The 21136-nt window shown below is 70.9% G+C and carries 21 protein-coding genes and 1 pseudogene; 16 read left to right on the top strand and 6 right to left on the bottom strand.

The window, feature by feature from the left end:
• Positions 1 to 9 precede the first annotated feature (9 nt).
• The 10 genes and pseudogenes from ACFY3J_RS29340 (at position 10) to ACFY3J_RS29295 (ending at position 8206) form a co-directional block, all read left to right on the top strand.
• On the top strand, positions 10 to 771 hold the full coding sequence (locus ACFY3J_RS29340; RefSeq protein WP_384185866.1) for a FadR/GntR family transcriptional regulator: 762 nt from the start codon (positions 10 to 12) through the stop codon (positions 769 to 771).
• Positions 768 to 1919 carry a galactonate dehydratase gene (gene dgoD, locus ACFY3J_RS29335; RefSeq protein ID WP_384185863.1) on the top strand — a complete coding sequence of 384 codons (1152 nt, stop codon included), beginning with the start codon at positions 768 to 770 and terminating at the stop codon, positions 1917 to 1919. Before ACFY3J_RS29340 ends, dgoD begins: the two co-directional genes overlap by 4 nt.
• On the top strand, positions 1913 to 2710 hold the full coding sequence (locus ACFY3J_RS29330) for a hypothetical protein (RefSeq protein ID WP_384185860.1): 798 nt from the start codon (positions 1913 to 1915) through the stop codon (positions 2708 to 2710). The genes dgoD and ACFY3J_RS29330 overlap by 7 nt, the downstream gene beginning before the upstream one ends.
• 26 nt (positions 2711 to 2736) lie before the next feature.
• Positions 2737 to 3372 carry a bifunctional 4-hydroxy-2-oxoglutarate aldolase/2-dehydro-3-deoxy-phosphogluconate aldolase gene (locus ACFY3J_RS29325; protein ID WP_390842063.1) on the top strand — a complete coding sequence of 212 codons (636 nt, stop codon included), beginning with the start codon at positions 2737 to 2739 and terminating at the stop codon, positions 3370 to 3372.
• Positions 3369 to 4283, top strand: a complete 915-nt coding sequence (locus ACFY3J_RS29320) for an SMP-30/gluconolactonase/LRE family protein (RefSeq protein ID WP_384185855.1) — start codon at positions 3369 to 3371, stop codon at positions 4281 to 4283. Before ACFY3J_RS29325 ends, ACFY3J_RS29320 begins: the two co-directional genes overlap by 4 nt.
• A gap of 10 nt (positions 4284 to 4293) precedes the next feature.
• Positions 4294 to 5271 (top strand): sugar kinase, encoded by a 978-nt coding sequence (locus ACFY3J_RS29315; protein ID WP_384185852.1) that lies wholly within the window; start codon positions 4294 to 4296, stop codon positions 5269 to 5271.
• A 274-nt stretch (positions 5272 to 5545) separates the two neighbouring features.
• Positions 5546 to 6082 (top strand): annotated as a pseudogene (locus ACFY3J_RS29310) (RNA polymerase subunit sigma-24); the annotation flags it as partial.
• A gap of 206 nt (positions 6083 to 6288) precedes the next feature.
• Positions 6289 to 7209 (top strand): NADP-dependent oxidoreductase, encoded by a 921-nt coding sequence (locus ACFY3J_RS29305; protein WP_384185849.1) that lies wholly within the window; start codon positions 6289 to 6291, stop codon positions 7207 to 7209.
• Between the two features lie 13 nt (positions 7210 to 7222).
• Positions 7223 to 7357: a hypothetical protein gene (locus ACFY3J_RS29300; RefSeq protein WP_384185847.1), complete on the top strand. Its 135-nt coding sequence runs from the start codon at positions 7223 to 7225 to the stop codon at positions 7355 to 7357.
• Between the two features lie 393 nt (positions 7358 to 7750).
• Positions 7751 to 8206, top strand: a complete 456-nt coding sequence (locus ACFY3J_RS29295) for a hypothetical protein (protein WP_390842061.1) — start codon at positions 7751 to 7753, stop codon at positions 8204 to 8206.
• Positions 8207 to 8397: 191 nt separating this feature from the next.
• Here the strand turns inward: ACFY3J_RS29295 and ACFY3J_RS29290 are convergent, their stop codons facing one another.
• From ACFY3J_RS29290 to ACFY3J_RS29280, 3 genes are read right to left on the bottom strand one after another with little or no spacing between them, the layout of a single operon-like run.
• A complete protein-coding gene (locus tag ACFY3J_RS29290) occupies positions 8398 to 8862 on the bottom strand; it encodes a hypothetical protein (RefSeq protein ID WP_384185842.1) in 465 nt (154 codons plus the stop codon).
• The gene (locus ACFY3J_RS29285; RefSeq protein ID WP_384186042.1) at positions 8843 to 9097 is read right to left on the bottom strand and encodes a transposase; all 255 of its coding nucleotides are present in this window, start codon (positions 9095 to 9097) and stop codon (positions 8843 to 8845) included. Before ACFY3J_RS29285 ends, ACFY3J_RS29290 begins: the two co-directional genes overlap by 20 nt.
• Positions 9037 to 9348: a transposase gene (locus tag ACFY3J_RS29280; RefSeq protein WP_384186039.1), complete on the bottom strand. Its 312-nt coding sequence runs from the start codon at positions 9346 to 9348 to the stop codon at positions 9037 to 9039. The genes ACFY3J_RS29285 and ACFY3J_RS29280 overlap by 61 nt, the downstream gene beginning before the upstream one ends.
• A 196-nt stretch (positions 9349 to 9544) precedes the next feature.
• Between ACFY3J_RS29280 and ACFY3J_RS29275 the strand changes: the two genes are divergently transcribed.
• On the top strand, positions 9545 to 10048 hold the full coding sequence (locus ACFY3J_RS29275; RefSeq protein WP_384185839.1) for a hypothetical protein: 504 nt from the start codon (positions 9545 to 9547) through the stop codon (positions 10046 to 10048).
• A 156-nt stretch (positions 10049 to 10204) separates the two neighbouring features.
• Here the strand turns inward: ACFY3J_RS29275 and ACFY3J_RS29270 are convergent, their stop codons facing one another.
• Together ACFY3J_RS29270 and ACFY3J_RS29265 are read right to left on the bottom strand one after the other, a co-directional pair.
• Positions 10205 to 12283, bottom strand: coding sequence for a PQQ-dependent sugar dehydrogenase (locus ACFY3J_RS29270; protein ID WP_390842060.1), 2079 nt, complete (start codon positions 12281 to 12283; stop codon positions 10205 to 10207).
• A 95-nt stretch (positions 12284 to 12378) separates the two neighbouring features.
• The gene (locus tag ACFY3J_RS29265; protein WP_384185833.1) at positions 12379 to 13341 is read right to left on the bottom strand and encodes a hypothetical protein; all 963 of its coding nucleotides are present in this window, start codon (positions 13339 to 13341) and stop codon (positions 12379 to 12381) included.
• 352 nt (positions 13342 to 13693) lie between these two features.
• Between ACFY3J_RS29265 and ACFY3J_RS29260 the strand changes: the two genes are divergently transcribed.
• The 3 genes from ACFY3J_RS29260 to ACFY3J_RS29250 all read left to right on the top strand — a co-directional run bounded on the left by ACFY3J_RS29260 (position 13694) and on the right by ACFY3J_RS29250 (position 16882).
• Positions 13694 to 14650, top strand: coding sequence for a GlxA family transcriptional regulator (locus tag ACFY3J_RS29260; RefSeq protein ID WP_384185830.1), 957 nt, complete (start codon positions 13694 to 13696; stop codon positions 14648 to 14650).
• 107 nt (positions 14651 to 14757) lie between these two features.
• Complete coding sequence (gap, locus tag ACFY3J_RS29255; RefSeq protein ID WP_390842059.1) at positions 14758 to 15756, top strand: type I glyceraldehyde-3-phosphate dehydrogenase; 999 nt, start codon at positions 14758 to 14760, stop codon at positions 15754 to 15756.
• A gap of 940 nt (positions 15757 to 16696) precedes the next feature.
• On the top strand, positions 16697 to 16882 hold the full coding sequence (locus ACFY3J_RS29250) for a hypothetical protein (protein ID WP_390842058.1): 186 nt from the start codon (positions 16697 to 16699) through the stop codon (positions 16880 to 16882).
• Between the two features lie 63 nt (positions 16883 to 16945).
• Here ACFY3J_RS29250 and ACFY3J_RS29245 read toward each other — a convergent pair whose 3' ends face one another.
• A complete protein-coding gene (locus tag ACFY3J_RS29245) occupies positions 16946 to 18022 on the bottom strand; it encodes a fatty acid desaturase family protein (protein ID WP_390842057.1) in 1077 nt (358 codons plus the stop codon).
• A 910-nt stretch (positions 18023 to 18932) separates the two neighbouring features.
• On the opposite strand from ACFY3J_RS29245, the gene ACFY3J_RS29240 reads away from it, so the two are divergent.
• Positions 18933 to 19913 carry an alpha/beta fold hydrolase gene (locus ACFY3J_RS29240; RefSeq protein WP_390842056.1) on the top strand — a complete coding sequence of 327 codons (981 nt, stop codon included), beginning with the start codon at positions 18933 to 18935 and terminating at the stop codon, positions 19911 to 19913.
• Between the two features lie 641 nt (positions 19914 to 20554).
• Positions 20555 to 21118, top strand: coding sequence for a dihydrofolate reductase family protein (locus ACFY3J_RS29235; protein ID WP_384185816.1), 564 nt, complete (start codon positions 20555 to 20557; stop codon positions 21116 to 21118).
• Positions 21119 to 21136 lie beyond the last annotated feature (18 nt).

Raw genomic sequence — 21136 nt, 5'->3', positions numbered from 1 at the left:
GGCAAACACATGACGCCATACGCGCGCCGCGGAGTGCACGGCCAGACCGTGGAGACCCTCGCCCGCCGGGTGCTCAGCGGCGAGATCCCCGAGGGAGCGACGCTCGACATGGCGGCCCTGCAGAGCGAACTGGACGTCAGCCTGACGGCCCTGCGCGAATCGCTCAAGGTGCTCGCGGCCAAGGGCATGGTCGACGCCCGGCAGAAGCGCGGCACTTTCGTCCGGCCCCGCTCCGACTGGAACCTGCTCGACGCCGACGTGCTGCGCTGGCAGTTCTCCGAGCCGAGCGGCACCGGCGCCGACCCCGCGCTGCTCCGTAACCTCGGCGAGGTCCGCGGCATCGTCGAACCGGCCGCCGTGCGGCTGGCCGCGGTCCGCCGCACCGACGCCGACCTCGACGCGCTGGAGGCGGCACTGACCGCCATGGGCCAGGAGGGCGGCGCGAGCGACGCCGTCCAGGCCGACCTCGCCTTCCATCGGGCGCTGCTCGCGGCCACCCACAACGAACTGCTGGAACGCATGGAGATGGTCATCGAGTCGGGCCTGGCCCATCGCGACCAGCTCGTGCACAGCGCCCCCCACAGCGAGGACCCGGTCCCCAGCCACCGAGCCGTCCTCGACGCCGTGCGCGACCGGGACCCGGACGCCGCGGAACACGCCATGCGCGCCCTGCTCGACCAGGCGACGCGCGACCTCGACAAGCTCGGCGGCCCGTCCGCGCCCGAGGGCGCGGACGACTCCGCCGAGGAGAAGGACGGCCAGGCACAGTGAAGATCGAGCGCGTCGAGACCTTCCTCGTCCCGCCCCGTTGGCTGTTCTGCCGCATCGAGACCGACGACGGTGTCGTCGGCTGGGGCGAGCCGGTGGTGGAGGGCCGAGCCGAGGTGGTCCGGTCAGCCGTCGAGGTACTGGCGGAGTACCTGGTGGGCCAGGACCCGCTGCGCATCCAGGATCACTGGCAGGTGCTGAGCAAGGGCGGCTTCTACCGGGGCGGCCCGGTCCTCTCCAGCGCCGTCGCCGGCATCGACCAGGCCCTGTGGGACATCGCGGGCCGCGCGCTCGGGGTGCCGGTGCACACCTTGCTCGGTGGCCCGGTCCGCGACACCGTCCGGGTGTACGCCTGGGTCGGCGGCGACGAACCCGAGCGGCTCAAGGAGGAGGTCACCGCCCAGGTGGAGGCCGGCTTCACCGCCGTGAAGATGAACGCCGCCGGGCGCACTCCGCCGATCGGCAGCCCCGCCGAGACGGCTGCCGTCGTCGAGCGTGTGGCGGCCGCCCGCGAAGCCCTGGGACCGCACCGCGACGTCGCCGTCGACTTCCACGGCCGCTTCAGCGCCGCCAACACGCGACGCGTGCTCCACGAGATAGCCCCGCTGCACCCGCTGTTCGTCGAGGAACCCGTTCTGCCCGACCAGGCACACCTGCTGCCCGGGCTGGTCGCCGTCTCGTCCGTGCCGCTGGCCACCGGCGAACGGCTTTACGGGCGGGGGGACTTCCTCCCGGTGCTCACCGCGGGCGTCGCCGTGGCCCAGCCGGACCTGTCGCACGCCGGCGGGATATCCGAGGTCACCCGGATCGCCTCGCTCGCCGAGACCTTCGGGGCCCACCTGGCGCCGCACTGCCCGCTCGGTCCCATCGCGCTGGCCGCCAGCCTCCAGGTCGCCTTCGCCACATCCAACTTCCTGATCCAGGAGCAGAGCCGGGGCATCCACTACAACAAGGACGCCGACCTGCTGTCCTACCTGGTCGACACCGAGCCCTTCCGCTTCGTCGACGGCCAGGCGCACCGCACCGCACTGGCGCTGCCCGGACTCGGCATCGCCGTCGACGAGGACGCGGTTCGCGCCGCCGACCGGTCCGGACACGCCTGGCGCAACCCCGTGTGGCGGCACGCCGACGGCTCCTTCGCCGAATGGTGACCGGCTCCCGGCTCCCGGTCTCCGTGGTCGCCGATCCGGACCACGGCGGACGCTGGACCTCGCTGACCGCGGGCGGCCGCGAATGGCTGTGGCACCGCGACGAGCCCCGCCGCCCCCTGGTCCGGCCCGGCGACCCCTTTGCCGACGCCGGCGGACTGGAGGAGTGCGTACCCACCGTGCGCGGGCTGCCCGACCACGGGGATGCCTGGTCACGGCGCTGGCGCAGGGACGGGCAGGCGGACGTCGTGGAGTGCCCCGACTTCCGCCTGACCCGGCGCCTCGGCACGGAGGCGGGAGCCGCCGTCGCCGACTACACGCTCACCGCAGAGCCCGGCTACCGCTTCGTGTGGGCCGCCCACGCCCTCCTGGACCTCTCCCCGGATGCGTGGATCGGCATCGAAGCACCTGCGGAGACCCGGCTCTACCCGGACGAGGGCGCGGGCTGGATCACCGGGTGCTGGCCGCGTGTTGACGGCATCCCTCTCGACCGGCTCGGCCCGGACGACGGGACCGCCGTCGGAGCGGTCGTCCTCACCCCACGGGTTGCTGTGCACGACGGCCCCCACACGCTGCACCTGTCCGTCGAAGCCGCCGGACAGCCGGTCGCGGTCGCCCTGTGGCGCAACCTCGGAGGCTTCCCCCAGGACGCGCCGTACCGCTCGATCGGCGTCGAGCCCATGCTCGGCCGCGTCTTCGACCGCACCGGGGCGGCAGACGGCGACACGGCCGTCGTCCCGCCCTCCGGCGAGGTCGTCTGGCGGCTCACAGTCACCGCGACCCGCCGCCCCTGAACCTCCATCACCAGAAGGGATGCCGGATGAACCTGCTCGCCGCGCTGCGCGCCCACCGGCTGCTCGCCATCGTCCGTGGCAGCGACCCGGACGCCGCGCTGACCACCGTGCTCACCCTCGCCGAGGAGGGTGTCCCCCTCATCGAGGTCTCCCTCAGCGGACGCGACGCCCTGGACGTCATCGCGCGCGCCCGCGCCGCGCTCGGCCCGGACGCGACGCTCGGAGCCGGGACCGTCCTCGGCGCCGAAGACGCACGGGCCGCCCACAAGGCCGGGGCCGCCTTCCTCGTCACCCCGGCGGTCAGCGACGGGATCGCCACCGGACGGGAACTCGGACTCCCCGTGCTCGCCGGGGTGATGACCCCCACCGACATCCTCCAGGCGCTGCGGCTCCGCGCCGACGCCCTCAAGCTCTTCCCGGCCGGCAGCGCCGGTGGACCCGGCTACCTGCGCGACCTGCGCGGTCCCTTCCCCGACCTGCCCTTCGTGCCCGTCGGGGGAGTGGACGCGGAGGCCGCCGCCGCATACCTGCGGGGCGGCGCCACCGCTGTCGGCGTCGGATCGCCCCTGATCGGCGACGCCGCCGAGGGCGGCAGCATCACCGCCCTGCGCGAACGAGCCCGCACCTTCCTGGACGTCGTCCGCGCGGAGGCCCGCCCGTGACCGCCACAATGCCCCCGGCGGTCCTCGGGACCGACCGCCTCGAACTCGGCGAGGGCATCCGCTGGACGGACGACCGCGCCGTACTCACCGACATCCTCAGCGGCCGGCTCCTCGCCGCCCCCGACGACCCTGCCGCGCCGCACACCCTGATCGCCCGACTGCCGTGCCCGCTGGGCGCGGTGGCACCGGTCGAGGGCCACCCCGGCCACTGGATCGCGGCCGCGGGCACCGGCATCTGCCGCATCGACCCCGCGGGCCGGGTCGCATGGATCGCGCGACCCGAGGACGACGCCCCGGTGCCGATGCGGATGAACGACGGCGTCGCCGACCCCCACGGCCGCTTCTGGGCCGGCAGCATGGCCTACGACACGACCGAGGACGCCGGCTCCCTCTACCGCCTGGACCGCGACGGCCGCGTCACCCGCGTCCTGCGGGACATCACGATCCCCAACGGTCCGGCCTTCAACGCCGACGGCACCGTCATGTACCTCGCCGACAGCGCCCGGGGCGTCATCCTGCGCTGTCCGGTCGACCCCGCGAGCGGCGACCCGGGCACGCCCGAACCCTTCGTCACGCTCGCCTCCGGCAGCCCCGACGGGATGACCACCGACATCGAGGGCGGGCTGTGGACCGCCGTCTGGGGCATCGGGCAGGTCCATCGCTACCACCCCGACGGCACTCTCGACCGGATCGTCGACCTGCTCGCCGAACAGCCCGCCGGACTCTGCCTCGGCGCCTCCGACGGCCGCACGCTTCTCGTCACCAGCGCACACATCGGCCTGCCCGCCCCGGGACCGCTCGACGGCGCCGTCTTCGCTGTCCGGGTCGACGTGCCCGGCGCCCCGGCCGCCCCGTATCGCCCGGCGATCCCCTCCGCCCCGGACCCGGCGGACCGCGCCGACACACTCTAGGAAGCCCACCATGAGCACCCACCGGCCACTGCGCCCCGGCCCCGTGGTCTGCGTCGGCGAGACCATGGCCGCCCTCGCCCCCGACCCCCTCGGACCGTTGGACGGCGCCGACCTGCTGCGCGTCGACATCGCGGGCGCCGAGTCGAACGTCGCCCTCTACCTCGCCGACCACGGCATCCCCGCCCGCTGGGTCTCCGCCGTCGGCGACGACCCCTTCGGCCGCCGCGTCCGCGCCCGGATCGCCGCGGGCGGCGTCGACGTCAGCGGCGTCCGCACCGACCCGGAGCGGTCCACTGGACTACTGCTCAAGGACCCGGGCGCGCACGGCACCCGCGTGCACTACCACCGCGCCGGATCCGCCGCCTCGGCCCTCACCCCCGACGTGCTCGACGATCCGGCGGTGGAGGGCGCCGCGCTCGTCCACCTCAGCGGCATCACCCCCGCCCTGTCGCCCGGTTGCCGCGCCCTCGTCGAACGCGCGCTGCGCCCCGACCGTCCGTGGCCCGTCAGCTTCGACGTCAACCACCGGCCCGCCCTCTGGGCCGGCCGCTCGGCCGCCAACGTGCTGCGGCCGCTCGCGGACCGGGCCGACATAGTCCTCGTAGGCCTCGACGAGGCCCAGGCCCTGTGGGGGGACCGGATCACTGACGCCGTACGGGTCCGCGACCTCCTGCCCGGCCCGCGGGTCCTCGTCGTGAAGGACGGGGGCCGCGCCGCGACCGCCTTTGTCGGCGCCGCCGCCCACAGTGTGTCCGCCCTTACCGTGCGTGTTGCCGAACAGGTCGGCGCCGGCGATGCCTTCGCCGCAGGATTCCTCAGCGGGCTGTTGCGGCAGTTGCCCGTGGACCGCGCCCTGCGGCTGGGCCATCTGGCCGCGGCCTCGGCCTTGCGGACCGCCGCCGACCACGGCCCGCTGCCGGACCCCGCGCTCGTCGCGGCGCTGCTGGACGCCGACGAGGAGACCTGGCGGGCCACCGTGATCGACTGATCCCTCGGGATGGGACCGTCCGGGGCGCCTCCCTCCGCAGAGCGACGTGTCGCTGGAGGTGAAGGCGACCTCTCACCACACCTGGCTATCGACCAGCTGGCTCATCGGCCACGCTCCCCAGCAGCCGGTAGGCCACCCCGAAGACCGCGGGCCGGTGCATTCCCCACTTGGCCCCGAGCATGTCCTCCTGTGGCTGAACAGCCGCACGCATCACGCCACCGTCCGCACCGACCGTTGTTCACCGGCAGGAACGGCCTCAGCCGCGCGGCCGGACAGCTCCTCCGAGGACGTGGCCCAGGACGTGTGGCTGCGGGCGGCCGGAGCGGATCTGCAGGACGTCCGTGATCTGCGGGCCTGGCTGGTCACGGTGGCCGTGGTTGCCGGAACCGTTGTTGACGGGGCCGGACGCGTCGGAGCCGGTTCTGGTCGATGAGTGCGTCAGTTCGGCGATGCTTCTGATCATGGAGGAACTGAGCCCGCCGGAGCGGGTGGCCTTCGTCCCGCACGATGTCCTCAGTCTTGGGTTCGGCCGGATCGCCGAAGTGCTGGACGTCTGCCGGGTGCCTGGCAGCTTGCCTCGCGGGCACGGCGACGGGTGGCCAAGGCGAAGCAGCGCATGCCGCAGGCGCCGAAGGCGGAGCGTGAACGCGTGCCAGCAATCTTCCGCGCCGCGTACGAGGCCGGGGACCTGACCGGCCTGGTCAGGCTGCTGCACCCGGACGCCGTATACGTCACCGACGGCGGCGGCAAGGCCGCGGCGGCGCGCGAGCTCATCCACGGTGGTGAGCGCGTCGCCGAGGTGATGGTGCGCGAACTGTCACACCCCGAGGGGCTGTCTCGTCTCCCTGATGAGAACGCATACAGGACGACGGAGGGAATGCCCGCGGGCAGGTGAGATCGATCATGCGGGACGGCATACATCAACCTGCTGCGCTTCTCTCCGGTGATGCGCCGCTGCGAGCCCTGTGTGTGAACGGGCCGTGCGCTCGTCGAAGCCCCCTCCCAGTAAGGACTGTCATGCAAGCCATCACTGTTCGGGACCGTGACGCCGGTATCGCCGGGCTGTCGTTGTCGGACATGCCCTACCCCCACGCGGCCGAGAACGACGTCATCGTGCGGGTGCACGCCGCGGGCTTCACCCCCGGAGAGCTGGACTGGCCGGGCACCTGGACCGATCGCGCGGGCCGCGACCGGACGCCGAGCGTGCCCGGACACGAGTTGTCGGGTGTCGTTGAAGAGCTGGGGTACGGCACCACCGGCCTGAGTGTCGGCCAGCGGGTGTTCGGCTTGGCCGACTGGACCCGCAACGGCACGCTCGCCGAGTACACCGCGGTGGAAGCCCGCAACCTCGCTCCGTTGCCGGCGGACATCGACCACACGGTGGCCGCCGCGCTGCCCATCTCCGGGCTGACCGCCTGGCAGGGCCTGTTCGACCACGGCCGCCTCACCACAGGCCAGACCGTCCTGATCCACGGCGCCGCCGGCGGTGTGGGCTCGATCGCGGTGCAGCTCGCCCGCGAGGCCGGCGCCCGCGTCATCGGCACCGGCCGCCCGGCCGACCGGGACCGGGCGCTCGCACTCGGCGTCGACACCTTCCTCGACCTGGAAACCGAGAAGCTGGAGGACACCGGCGCGGTTGACGTCGTGTTCGACGTGATCGGCGGGAACGTCCTCGACCGGTCGGCCGCACTGGTGCGCGCCGGCGGCACGCTCGTCACCATCGCCATGCCGCCCAAGGTCCAGCCCACCGACGGGCGGGCCGTCTTCTTCGTGGTCGAGCCCGATCGCGCGCGGCTCACCGACCTCGCCCAGCGCCTGAGGGACGGCCGGCTCAAGCCGGCCGTCGGCGCCGTGCGGCCACTCGCCGAGGCACCCGCCGCATTCGCCCCGGTCACGCGCATCCCCGGCAAGACGATCATCCGCGTCATCGAAGACTGAAAGGAGGCTCCTCGTGATCACCATGCGGATCGCCGGTGGCCTGCTGGCCGTTGCCATGCCGGCCGGGGCCACCGGCTTTACCGCCTCGGCCCACACCGCCCAAGCCAAGGCGCCGACCGCGGCCGGGTCATCGAAGCGGCCCACGTGAAGGGCAAGACGTTCACCTCGGAGACTTTCCGCCCGGCGCACGCGCGATGCCGCACCGGCACGGCTTTCGTCTACGCCTACTTCGACGACCCCCAACGATGGGCACCGGTCCCAAGACGCGCCCGCGGCGCAGGTCACACGTACAGGGAGCGGCCCGTCGGTGCGGCAACTCCCCAAGGCGATCGGGATGCTGAGCACGGCGTCGGTTGCCTACCACCTGGCCAACCGGAGCGGGCGTGCGCGGTGGCTGCGTGCTGGGGTCCTCGCGCGGGTGGGGGGACGAGTCGTGGGCTGGGACAGACGCCGACGGAGGCGCGGTGTGTGCGTGTGTTCCGACTGGAGAGCCGCACAATGGTCACACACCGCGCTCCGATCGTGATCAGCGGCCGCCTCCGTGGCCGCCGCCTCCGTGGCCGCCGCCGCCGTGGCCGCCGCCTCCGTGGCCGCCGCCGCCGTGGCCGCCGCCGCCGTGGCCGCCGCCGCCGTGGCCGCCGCCGCCGTGGCCGCCGCCACCGTGACCGCCGCCACCGTGACCGCCGCCGTGGCCGCCGCCATGGCCGCCACCGTGGCCGCCGCCATGGCCGCCACCGTGACCGCCTCCGTGGCCGCCGCCTCCGTGGTCACCGTAGGAACTCACCGAGGTCTGCGGCGCGTGAGTCGGAGCGGCGGCAGCTGCGGTCCCCGCCGCGCCGATCGCTGCACCACCGGCCACGAGCACGCCTGCTGCGGAAACCGCAAAGAGGTGCTTCAGACGCTGTGCCTGCATGATCTGTACCTTCTCTGTTTCATCGACTTGCGCGTTGTCGGACACGCGAATGTCGGCCGCAGCCATAGCAGATGCGCGGCGTGATCTTGAATTCGCCACGTGTCATGAGGAAGAACTCCCCTGCCCGGCTCCGTAATCCCGCAGTGCGGGGCTTCACGAATGCGCGGAGGCCGCGGTCTTCAAAGAGGGTCTGCCGGAAGGGGCATACTGCCGGTTTCCGGCCCCTACTCACACACGCTAGTCCCCTCTTGAGCGATCGCATCTTGAGCGGACCGTCAACCGTTTGCCGCTTTGAGCGTGGCGGGTTCCTGCCGGCGCATGCCAAGCGCATCCAGGTCGGCCCGGTGGTCCGCGCTCAGTCTCGCTGAGCGCCTGCGGCTGTCGTCAACGAACGTGTCCAGCTTGACCGGGACCTCCTCCTCGCCGCCGTCGATGTCGATCGTCTCGACGTGTTGCGGGTTGCACCCGTAGGTGGCTTTCTTCGCGGGCGTGGAACTGGCGGGACGGTGGTGGTGTTGCGTTCCAGGCGGAGTTCTCGCCGGCGTTATGTGGCGATACCAGGCCGGCCACTTGCGGACCTCGTACTGGTCCAGGCCGCACTCATTCTTCGCGGTCTCGAAGCACTCCTCGACCGACCAGCGCGCACCCACCGCGGCCACCGCCTCCGCCAGCACGGTCCTCACTGGCGCGTGGCTGAGGAAGTAGGCGATCTCGGCCGAATCAGCGATGGAACGCCGCACCAACAACAGGTGCTCGAAGGCCGCAGCCGGTGCGGCCAGTGCCGCGCCCCGTCGGCATGCGGCGCCCCAGCTCCGGTTCGGAGGCGAAGCCCACCTCCTTGGGCGTCGCCGCATCCCTGCGCCGACGTGTGTCGCGCACCCATGACTCGTCCGGTAGGTACAACTCCCGGTCAGTCAGCACCCGTCCACGCGAGGACGCGTGGCCCAAGAACACGCCCACCTGACAGTTCTCAATCCGCCCCGCCGTGCCCGTGTACTGCCGCTGAACGTCGCCGATCGATTGCCCTTCTTCAAGAACCCCGTCTCGTCCACGACCAGCACCGCGGCGGCCTCGCCCAGGCGCTCGACCACGTAGGACAGCACAACATGGCGGACCCGGTCGGCGTCCCAGCGGGCGGCCCCCAGTAGCCGCTGCGTCGACCAGGGTGTCGCGGCACCGGCCTGCTCAGCCAGCTGCCACCCGTTCTGGCGCGGCACGTCTGCCAGCAGCCCCCCAGCCCCTCACATAGGCGACCGCCGTTGCCCGCGGCTCCGACCGCTCGAAACACCAGCGACCCGCGGCCCCGGACCCGCCAGCTCCGCACCCCACGGTTCCACCTGATCCGAAGTCACCACACGTCGATCATTGCAGGCAGGATGACCCACGCGGCGAGTGCCGCCGCGACACCACGGGAGACCTCGCATGGCTGACTACTATCCGTACCGAATCGCGACCAGGAGAGGGGACCTGACGCTGATCTGGCGGCCCGGAGAGGGCGATGCGCCCGATGCGCTCGCCGTTGACGGCCTTGGAAGACTCCTCGCGTTCCATGACCTCAAGACGCTGCAGGAATACTGTGTTCGCAACGGCTGGGAGCTCATCTTGGAAGGCGAAGCCACGCTCGATCTGGCCGTCGTACGTCAGTGGGTCGAACACCCTGGCCTTGGCTCGGTTTCGGCAGGGCTGCTGCTGGACGCGTGGAACTTCTTCGAAGACCTCTCCCGGAGCCTGAAGTCCGGCTCACCACTTCCCTCCCAAGGACCGATCCACGACAGCGCCTACGAAAAGATCTTCGGCGGCGAAGCTCTCGAACCGACCGCTGGCCAAGGGGCCTGGACGGACGAGGAGACCGCAGCCGTGCGCGAACTCCTCCGCGCGGGCCTGAATCTCTGGGAACAGGCCGTGCACAGGTCCGGCACCGACTGATCGAATCTACGAGTCTTCCGCGCCCACCCAGCTCAACTGTCTCTGTAGTACTGAGCTCAGATCAGCTGAGGGCCTGTTCGGCGGGCGCCCGTCGGCTCGGACTCGGCAGGTTCCGCGTCGGGTCGCGGGCCGAGGTCTCGGCCCGCGACCGCGAGGTCAGTCGCCGGCCGGAGTGCCCGTCACCTTCAGGTGGCGGACGCGGCCCACGTTGTCGAAGGATCCGAAGCCCACCCGGCCCGAGGCGAAGACCGGGTCGGTGGCCGTGATCAGCGGATTGGGGCTGCCGTCCAGGTAGACGGCGGTCTCACCGGTGTCGGCGCAGTGGGTGAGGCGCACCTTGTGCCACCCTTCGTTCTTGATCGCCGGAGGTGCGCCGAAGGTTCCGTTCCACTGGTCGTCGATGCGCAGCCGGTCGGCGTCGTTGACCGTGAACATACCGTTGTGCGGGTAGATGGTGTTGTCGCTCGACAGGTGCGCGTACTGGAATCGAGTGTCCGACTGATAGTCCCAGATGAGAATGACGTCACGGTTGGTGATCTCGACGGGGGTGTCGATCCGCACCTCCGCCTCGACGGTGACGGAGGAGTAGCGCGGGCCCGCGGTCAGGACGGCGTACTCGAAGGGGCGTCGCGGTCCCGGGCGGGCGACGCCCGGCTCGGTCATGATCGTCTCGCGTTCGGTGTACGCCCGCTTGGCCGGGGTGACCGGCGCCCAGTTGTCGGGGCCGGTGGTGTGGGTGGTGGGGGTGTTGCCGATCCCGCAGTTGGCGAAGGTGCGGGTCCCGGTCACCTTCCAGACCTTGCCGTTGGCCTTCGAGACGATGTACAGGCCGCCGCCGCGGTCGGAGCCGAAGCGCAGGTCGACACGTTGGTCACCGGCGAGGTCGCGCATGGTGACCGTCTTCCCGGTCGACTTGTCGAAGAGCATCAGCTGCTCGAGCGGTGCGAGGTCGGCGCCGCGGCGCATGTCGCGGGTGTCCGCGGCCAGGATCCGGCCGTCCACGAGGTCGCCGAAGATGTACTTTCCGCGCAGCGCCGGCGCGTCCTTGCCGCGGTAGACGAAGCCTCCGGCGATGGCGCGGCCCACGTCGGACCGGCAGTCCCAGCCGGGTTCCGGGTCGTGGTCGTAGGCGGCGACCGGGTAGGTGTAGCCGTACTGGGCGTCGTCGGCGGGAAGGGGGAGGATGCGGGCGCACGGGTCGGTGGTCCTCTTGTCGAATGCGAAGGGGCCCTCGCGCTCGCTCCAGCCGAAGTTGTCCCCGGCCTTGACCTCGTACACCGACTCGATGGCGTGCTCGCCTATGTGGCCGAGATACATATGGTGGCTGCTGCCCGCGTCCCAGCTGAAGCGGTGCGGGTCCCGCATGCCTATGGCGTAGATCTCCCCAAGGGCACCGGGCTCACCGACGAACGGGTTGGACGCGGGGATGCCGTACCGGCCGTTGGCGCTGTCGCGGCCCGCGGGATCGATCCGCAGAAGTTTGCCGTGCGGGAGCGCCAGGTTCTGCGGCTCGCTGTTGCCGACGCCCTGCCCTCCGTCGCCCACCGCGAGGTAGAGGAGGCCGTAGTCCTTGTCGTGGGGCTTGGCCGTCGGGTTGAAGTCGATCTGCTGAACGCCGTGGACCTGGCCGGTGAAAGCGATACGCAGCACCTCGCGATGGGTGCCGTGGAAGACGGCCGCGGAGGGGTCGTCGGCGGTCCACTCGGTGATGACGCCGTGATAGGCGGGCGTGCCGGCCTGCCGGTAGTCGGGGGTCTCGGTGGCCTGCGACGCGAGCTCGGTGTGGATGGTGTAGAAGCGCCCGTTCGTGCCGAACTCCGGGTGGAACGCGGCGTACCCGAAGCCCTGACCGAGGCCGCGGCCCGAGAAGAAGTGCGGGAATACGGCCTTGACGTCCAGGTAGGGGTGCGGGGTGCCACCGGAGGTGCTGGTCGCGGTGCCGGGGGCGGTGAGGTACAGGGTGCCGTTGAGGTCGGGAGTCGCCATCCGGCCGGAGCCGTCGGGGAGTTCATTGATGGTGTTGATCCGGGCGTGGCGCATCAGGCGCGGATCCGTTGGTGCCGGAACGGGATCCGACTTGGGGAATTGCGCGAACTCCTCCAGGACGAGGCCCGTCGTGGACAGGACGGGCTTCTGCGGAATGGGGTCGGTCAGGGCGGCTGTCGCCGCGGCGGGCTCGTCTGCGTGGGAAGGGGTGGCGAGACCGCCCAGTGCGAGGGCTGCGCTGACGGCCACGGCCGCCCAGTGCCTTCGATATGTACGTCGTGACGCCATGCGGGTCCCTTCGGGCTGGCGCGACAAGTAGGGAAAACGATCCAGGACGGGAACGTTCAGCGGCTCTGCGTCATGCGCCGGTACTCCGCCGCCACCTGTCCGGCCGGCACCGGGCGGTCCAGGAACAGGAGGTCGTCCATGCGGCAGTCGCAGGCGTTGTTCTCCCGGGTGTTCTGGGGGAAGCTGCCGCCGATCTTGATGCCGCGAGGATCGGTGGGCGAGGCGCGGTGGGGCGCCGGCGTGGTGGCGAGTTCCCAGGGGTCGCCCGGCGTGACGTAGAAGCCGTCCAGGGGCTTGCCGTCGCGGTACAGCGCGAGAATGCCGTCGCGGAAGTCGAATGTCGCGGCCAGGTGGACCCATTCACCGCGGGGCAGCAGTTCTTCCCAGGGGGCCTCGGCGGCGAAGGTCTGGGAGGCGCCGCTGTCCAGGCGTCTCCCCAGCGCGACCAGCTTCAACTCGCCGTTCACCTGGATGAGTTCGAGCAGCGCACGCACCGCGTGACCGTCAGAGGTTCCGGACAGTATGCCGGCCAGTCCGATCGCGTTGTAACGGTCGCTCGGATTGGGCGTGTTGGAGTTGAGGGCGGGATTGTCGCCCGTCATCTTGAACCAGCCCATGACGGTGGCACCGCGGGCACTGCGGAAGGCCCCGAGGGACGACATGCCCTCGGCGTCCCAGGCCCCGGCCTTCCAGTCGTCGTTGCCTGCGGTGGCCGGGTTCTGCTGGCGCACCTGCAGGGCGGGCGAAGCGCCCGGGTACGCTTCGTCGGCCACGCGCATCGCGGAGCCGCCGTTGATCAGGGTGAGCGTGGTGCCGGAGCGTCCGATGTCCTGCTCGCGACCGGGGTCGGCGGGGTCCGGGTGTCCGAAGTCGTACGCCGCCACAGCCTCGGCTCGCAGCGGAGTGTGGGCGGTTGAGGGGCGGGCCGCCTGGGCCGGAAACGTGGCGGCGGCAAGCGAGGCGGTCGCGGCGAGCGCGGCGACGGCGAGTGAGTAGCGTCTGGTGCGGGGCGGTGTCATACAGCCTCCCAGCGGCACTGAAGGGGCATTCGGCCGGGTTCTCCCGACCGGCAGAAAGCGCTTTCGTCCGCGTGCAGGCACCATGTAACCCCTTCGCCGCGCCCAGGACAATGGGCGTGTACTCGCCAAATTCTGAGCGCCCTCCGGCGGCGGCGCGGATCTCCTTGCGGACAAGGATGCTTGGAGCTGGCCATGCGTAGCGGTAGTTGGCCTTGCGTTCCAAGGCCATTGAGTCGAACTCTCCTTCGTCGTAGGGGTGGCCCGCGAGGGGGATGCGTACCATCCGTGGCGCATGAGTCTGGATGCATGAAGGCCGTGTGGTCCGGGGGCACGCCTCACGTAACCTCTACCTGTGCCAGACTCCCGCCTGCATCGCGTCGCCGTCCTTGTGCTCGAGGGCGCGAAGCCGCTCGATGTCGGAATTCCCGCGCAGGTTTTCACGACCCGCGCGAGCATGCCGTACGAGGTGCGGGTGTGCGGGGCGACGCCCGGTCTCGTGACCGGCGGCGATGGCCTCGCGTACTACGTCGCCCACGGTCTCGAGGCCCTTGCGTGGGCCGACATCGTCTTCGTCCCCGGCTACCGGTTTCCTGACCGCGACGACCCGCCGCAGGCGGTCGTCGACGCACTGATCACCGCCCATGCTCGGGGCGCGCGGCTCGCCGCCATCTCGACGGGCGCCTTCGCGCTCGCCGCCACGGGCCTGCTCGACGGCAGGCGCGCCACGACGCACTGGCACTACACGCGGGCACTCGTGGCCAGGCATCCGCTCGTCCAGGTCGACGAGAACGTGCTGTTCGTCGATGAGGGCAGTGTGCTCACCTCGGCCGGCGCCGCCTCCGGCATCGACCTGTGCCTGCACATCCTGCGCGGCGACCTCGGGGTGGCCGCGTCCAACCACGCGGCCCGCCGCCTGGTCGCGGCCCCCTACCGCAGCGGCGGCCAGGCCCAGTACGTGCCGCGCAGTGTCCCCGAGCCGCTCGGCGAGCGCTTCGGCGCCACCCGCGAGTGGGCGCTGCACCGGCTCGGCGAGCCCCTCACCCTCGACATACTGGCGCGGCAGGCGGGGGTCTCGCCGCGCACGTTCTCCCGGCGCTTCGTCGAGGAGACCGGTTACACGCCGATGCAGTGGGTGATGCGCGCCCGCATCGACGTGGCCCGTGAACTGCTGGAGCGGTCGCAGCGGAGCGTCGAGCAGATCGCCGCCGACGTCGGGCTCGGCACCGGCGCGAATCTGCGCCTGCACTTCCAGCGCATCCTCGGCACCACACCGAGCGAGTACCGGCGCACCTTCACCCGGGGTGAGTAACCCGCCCGGCGCCGCGTGGCGGGATCCTTTTGAACCGTGGCGATCACGCCACTGTCAGCGGCGCCAGCCGCGGGCGAGCCTGGTGGCGAAGGGAAGGGACATCACTCATGACTCGCATCGCCATCAACGGATTCGGCCGCATCGGACGCAACGTGCTGCGCGCACTGCTGGAGCGCGACAGCGCCCTCGAGATCGTCGCCGTCAACGACCTCACCGAGCCCGCCACTCTTGCCCGGCTGCTCGCCTACGACAGCACGGCCGGCCGTCTCGGGCGTCCGGTGACCGTCGACGGGGACACCCTCGTCGTCGACGGCCGTCGGATCACGGTGCTGGCCGAGCGCGAACCGGCACAGCTGCCGTGGGCCGAACTCGGCGTCGACATCGTCCTGGAAGCCACCGGCCGCTTCACCTCGGCCAAGGCCGCCCGCGCCCACAACAACGCGGGCGCGAAGAAGGTGCTCGTCAGCGCGCCGTCGGACGGCGCCGACGTCACGCTCGCGTTCGGGGTCAACACCGACGCCTACGACCCGGCCGTGCACACGATCGTCTCGAACGCCTCCTGCACCACCAACGCGCTCGCGCCGCTGGCCGCGGTCCTCGACGAACTCGCCGGTATCGAGCACGGGTTCATGACGACGGTGCACGCCTACACGCAGGAGCAGAACCTGCAGGACGGTCCGCACCGCGACGCCCGTCGCGCCCGGGCCGCCGGCGTCAACATCGTGCCGACCACGACCGGCGCCGCCAAGGCGATCGGCCTGGTGCTGCCGAACCTCGACGGCAAGCTGTCGGGCGACTCGATCCGCGTACCGGTGCCGGTGGGCTCGATCGTCGAACTCAACACGACCGTCGCCCGCGACGTGACGCGCGACGACGTGCTGGCGGCGTACCGCGCGGCAGCGGAGGGGCCGCTCGCCGGCATCCTCGAGTACTCGGACGACCCGCTCGTGTCGTCCGACATCACGGGAAATTCCGCCTCTTCCATCTTCGACTCGGCCCTCACCCGCGTCGACGGCCGCCACGTCAAGGTGGTCGCCTGGTACGACAACGAGTGGGGCTTCTCGAACCGCGTGATCGACACGCTCGAGTTCCTCGCCACCCGCTGACCGGACGCCGGGGTGGACCCCGCCTCCGTCGACCGCGCCGGCCAGCACTTCCTCTGGGCGTTCCAGTCGACCAGTCGGGCAGCCAGAGCGATCAGTCACAGAAGCGGGTCCGCCCGGCCTCCGGAGGGTGCGGGAGCGTCACGGCCGGTCAAGGTGCTCTTCGAGCGTCGCTCCGCGATGGCTTACGGCGCCCCTGACAGTCCGCGACGCCTCTCGCAGTCCGGCGGTTGTCAGACGAAGCTGGCTGCGTCCATCGCCCGAGCCTTCTCGCGGTCGGCCCGCAGGCTGTTGGCGTGGTCCGTGACGCTCCGGTGAACCGGCCAGGTCTTGAAGACCTGTCGTGATGCCTGTGAAGAGGCGGCGCTGGTGGTTGGTGACCGGCATGTGGGCCATGGGGTGGGCGGCTGTAACCGTTGTGTTCTGGCTCCTGGGCAAGGTGTTGGGCCAGCCGGCGAGCCTTGCGGGGTGCGCGGCGAGTGCGGCGTTGCTGATCGTCGTAGGTGAAATCGGTGACCGGGTGCGGCGCCGCTTCTTGGCTCGCTGCGAGCTGGGCTGAGAGGACGGCCTGCTGTCACCCGCACCGCTTGAACCGAGATCGCAGTGTCACACCCCTGGGTCACCTCATTGGGTGGGCCCCTGATCACGGTCCCGGAATCGGCGCGCCGACACCGGACGGGCTCCCCGCCCAACTACCCCGAGGGCGAAGGGGACTACGGCCGCGCCTGCTCGGTCTCGACTCCGTCCATGACCGCGTGGGCGTCGAGGACGAAGAACACCTTCACATCACGCTCGCTTCCGAGCGGTACACAGCGGAGGCCGCCTACGGGGACAACCGTCTGACCGATGTCGTCGAGCCCATGAAAGGCATCCGGCCTCCCGCGTACGGCGGACGGCCGGAGGCCTTGGGAACTGATCGCTGCCCGTCGGTGTCATGACGATCATGGCGCAACGTGGAAGCACGATGGGTGAGGATCCGACGTGGGCCGAGGTGCTGCTCACCCTTCTTCTCATGGCGGCCGTTCCCACCGTCGTCGGAGGGGCGGTGATCGTGTCCCTTGTCGGGCTGACGATGTGGGTGACAGCACCGCTGCGGCGGCGCAGGCGGAGCGGCGCTGACGACGGGTAGGCGGGGTCAGCCCTGGTCGACACAGGGGTGCCCGTGCCCGCGGCGCCGCGTGTCGTCCTGTCGTCACGACGCCTTGCGTTGACGTCTGATGGGCTCGCCCACTCGGTGCAGGTGGGTGAGTGCCTCGCGGTAGGACTGGATCAGGCCGGTTTCGTGGTACGGCACGTCGTTTTCCGCGCAGTACGCGCGTACGACGACCTGGGCCCGCCGTAGATGAGGAGTGGGCATGCTCGGAAACAGGTGGTGCTCGATCTGGTAGTTGAGCCCGCCGAGCATCACGTCGGTGAGCCGGCCGCCCCGCACATTGCGGGAGGTGAGTACCTGGCGGCGCAGGAAGTCGGGGCGGTCGTCGCCGGTGAAGGTGGGCATGCCCTTGTGGTTCGGGGCGAACGTGCAGCCGAGATACACACCGAACAGGCACTGGTGCACGGCGAGGAACACCACGGCCTTGCCGGGGGAGAGCACCAGGAACAGCGCGGACAAGTAGGCCGCCAGGTGAAGGAAAAGCAGTGTGCCCTCCAGCAGACGGCTCTTCAGCGACGGCGAGCGCAGCGCCCGCACGCTCGCCACGTGCAGGTTGAACCCCTCCAGCGTCAGCAGTGGGAAGAACAAGAACGCCTGGTGGCCGCCGATGAATCGGGCCAGACCATTGCTGTTGCGGGCCTGCTCGGTGGACCACACCAGGATGTCCGGGGCGACATCGGGGTCGAGTTCCTCGTGGTTGGGGTTGGCGTGGTGGCGGGTGTGCTTGTTCATCCACCAGCCGTAACTCATGCCGATGCCGAGGTTGCCGAAGAGCCGGCCCCAGATCGCGCTCGCACGACGCTTGCGGAACACCTGCCGGTGCGCCAAGTCATGTGCTACCAAAGCGACCTGGCCGAACATCAGAGCCATGAAGGCGGCGACCGTCAGCTGCCACCACGTGTCGCCCAGCGCGACGAAGGCCGCCCAGCCCGCCGCCAGCAGCCCGATCACCAGACCGAGCCGCACCGTGTAGTAACCGGGGCGCCGCCGCAGTAGACCCGCCTCGGTGATGCGCTGCGACAACCGGGCGAAGTCGCTGCCGGCGTCAGGGCGGGATCTGCGGGGCCGCACGGCGGCCGGGGCGGTCGTGACCGTGGCGTCGGAGGAAATCGTCATGCAGGCGAGTCTGGCTACGGCCGTCCCACCGCCACCAGCCTGTCAGCCGTAGGCCTCGCGGGGGGCCGAGCCCCCTCCATCTCAGGGGGTTGTCCCCACCCCTGTGCCCCCTGAGCTGGGCATTCGCCGGTTCGTCCGGAGCCGTGTGCCGGACCGGGTCGCCTCCGCCAGATGCCTCACAGAAGCCTCGGAGGGCATGCAAGGAATCCCACACGGAAACCGTGCCGCGTAGCGGTAGCAACCCGTGTCCTTTCCGCAGCGTCCTTTGAAGAAGGAGGCTGTGTCGTTGACCAGCCGCCGCGCGGCGGCCCTCTCCGCTGGCGTCGCGGGCACGCGGGCGGCTGCCCATTCGTCGACGGTGGGTTGGGCGCTGTCGCTGCGGGTGTAGGCGGGGGAGGGGGCAACCGCACGTTGCGGGCTCGGTGAGGCGAGCGGTATGGCGGAGGAAGATGCCGCGGGAGTGCCGGTGCGGCGGGGGGAGTGCCGGGGCGCGGCGGCGGGTCTACTGTGTCCACGGCCGGGGGGCGGCTGCTCCATGGCCAGGGCCTGTTCGACCGGGGCCGGAGGCCGGCCGGCCAGGTCCGGGGCGGCTGAGAGTACGTGAGTAGTGGGGGAATCGGGTCCGTGGCTTTGTTCACGAGTAGCGGCAGCGGATTTGTTCATCTCGCAGGGAGGCAGTCGGTGGCGGGCGGAGTCGATGTTCGTGAGAACGGGAGGCAGCCCGGTGGCCGACGTACTCCGGGGCGGGCAGCTGACCGGGCCGGTGCCACCGCGGAGGGCCGGGCTTGCTGAATCGGCAAACGAACTCGTCTTCTGGACGGGGCCTTCCGCAGGATTGGTGTTGAGCCAACGGAACGGCGCAAGAGGGCTGTCCCGGGGCACAGAAGACCGACAGTCCGGGAGGAGACGCATGTCGCAGCACGCAGTGGAGGTCACACACCGGTTGGTGTCCTCGCCGGGAGGCCGGATTCACCTTGCGGAGCAGGGAACCGGGCCGCTGGTACTGCTCGTCCACGGCTTCCCGGAGTCCTGGCACTCCTGGCGCCGGCAGCTGCCGGTACTCGCGGCGGCGGGATACCGCGCGGTTGCCATCGATGTCCGCGGCTACGGCCGCTCTTCCAAGCCGGTCGCGACGGAGGCGTACCGGATGCTCGACCTGGTGGAGGACAACGTCGCGGTTGTGCACGCCCTGGGCGAGGAGTCGGCGGTGGTCATCGGCCATGACTGGGGCGCGACCATCGCCGCGAACTCCGCCCTGCTCAGGCCGGAGGTCTTCCGCGCGGTGGGACTGCTGAGCGTTCCCTACACCCCGCGCGGCGGGCCCCGCCCCAGCGACGTCTTCGCCCAGATGGGCGGGGACGAGGAGTTCTACGTCTCGTACTTCCAGAAGCCCGGCCGCGCCGAAACCGAGATCGAACCCGATGTACGCGGCTGGCTCGCGGGCTTCTACGCGGCCCTGTCCGCCGACACCATGCCCGCACCTGGCGCGCCCGACCCGCACTTCGTCAGCAAAGCCGGCACGATGCGTGACCGGTTCCCCACTGGCCGGCTGCCCGCCTGGCTCAGCGAGCGGGACCTCGACGTCTACGCCGGGGAGTTCGAACGCACCGGCGTGACCGGAGCGCTCAACCGCTACCGGAACATGGACCGCGACTGGGAGGACCTCGCCGCCTTCGACGGTGCTCCCATCACTCAGCCATCCCTGTTCATCGGCGGCAACCTGGACGCTTCCACGACCTGGCTGACCGACGCGATCAACGCCTACCCGGTCACGCTGCCGGGCCTGGTCTCCTCCCACATCCTCGACGGTTGCGGCCACTGGATCCAGCAAGAACGCCCCGCCGAGGTCAACCGCCTCCTGACCGACTGGCTCGCCGCCCTGCCCGCCTGACGCACTCGCGCGGCGCCGCCCAATGTTGTCGAAACACGTGAACATCCGCGCCATGCGAAAAGGCGCCACTGCTGCCCAAACCGGTGGCGGGCAGAATGTGGTGCAGGGGAAGGAGTGGCAATGTCCCCTGATGGTTCTGACCTGCGGATACCTCCACCCAGCGGTTGCCGGTGGTGCGGGGTCGATGAGCGCGAGCACATGCAGCGGTGGAAGCCCCCTGCGGGCTGGCACGCCCGACGGAGCAGGTCGGATGTTCACGTTGCAGAAACCTCGGACCGAGGTGCGGGAGCTCCTTGAGCAGGCTATGTGCGGTCTCGGGGTCCCCCGCCCGTCCGACGGCCCCGGCATGCGCGCAGCCGGCGTCGAGCGCTGCCGGGTGTTCCGGTCCGAACGCCTCGATCACGGAGGGCAGTAGCTCCTCCACCTCGGCATGGGCGTGCATCCAGTTGCCCGATCGGCCCCCGGTGCGCGCCATGCCCCAGTGCGCGAGCAGCCAGACGGCGACGGGCACCCGTCAATCCGGACTACGTCACGCTCCTGTCAAGCCACGCCGTCCGGTCCGTGAAGATCCCGCGAGTCGCGATGAGTTCTGCGGCGTCCGGCGGTCGTACTGTCGAACCCGTTACCGAGGAGGACCGCTGATGCGCAGCGTGACCTATTCGATGAACGTCTCACTTGACGGCTACATCGTCGGGCCGGACGGCGGCTTCGACTGGACGGCGCCCGGCGAGGAGGTCTTTCGCTCCTGGATCGACGAGATCCGAGAGGTCGGCGTCCACCTGTTGGGACGACGGCTGTACGAGACGATGCTGTACTGGGAGACCGCCGACCAGGATCCCTCGCTCGACGACCCCACGCTCGAGTGGACCGCGATCTGGAAGCCGCTCCTCAAGGTGGTGTTCTCCACCACGCTGTCGGCGGTGCAGGGCAATGCCCGCCTGGCCTCCGGCGGCCTGGCCGAGGAGATCGAGCGGTTGCGAGCCGAGCCGGGGGAGGGCGACATCGCGATCGGTGGCGCGACTCTCGCCGCCGAGGCGGCCGCGTTGGGTCTGATCGACGAGTACCGGGCCAGGGTCTACCCGGTGCTGGTGGGCGGTGGCATTCCGTTCTTTCCCCAGCGCGAGCGCCGGGTGGATCTCGAACTCGTCGAGGCCCGTACCTTCAGCTCGAGAGTCGTCTATCTCCGCTACCGCGTGGCGCGCTAGCCTCGATCGTTCTTGAGG

It is taken from the genome of Streptomyces sp. NPDC001231 (genome assembly GCF_042896885.1).
Lineage (GTDB): Bacteria > Actinomycetota > Actinomycetes > Streptomycetales > Streptomycetaceae > Streptomyces.
This window is presented reverse-complemented; position numbering and strand designations above follow the sequence as displayed.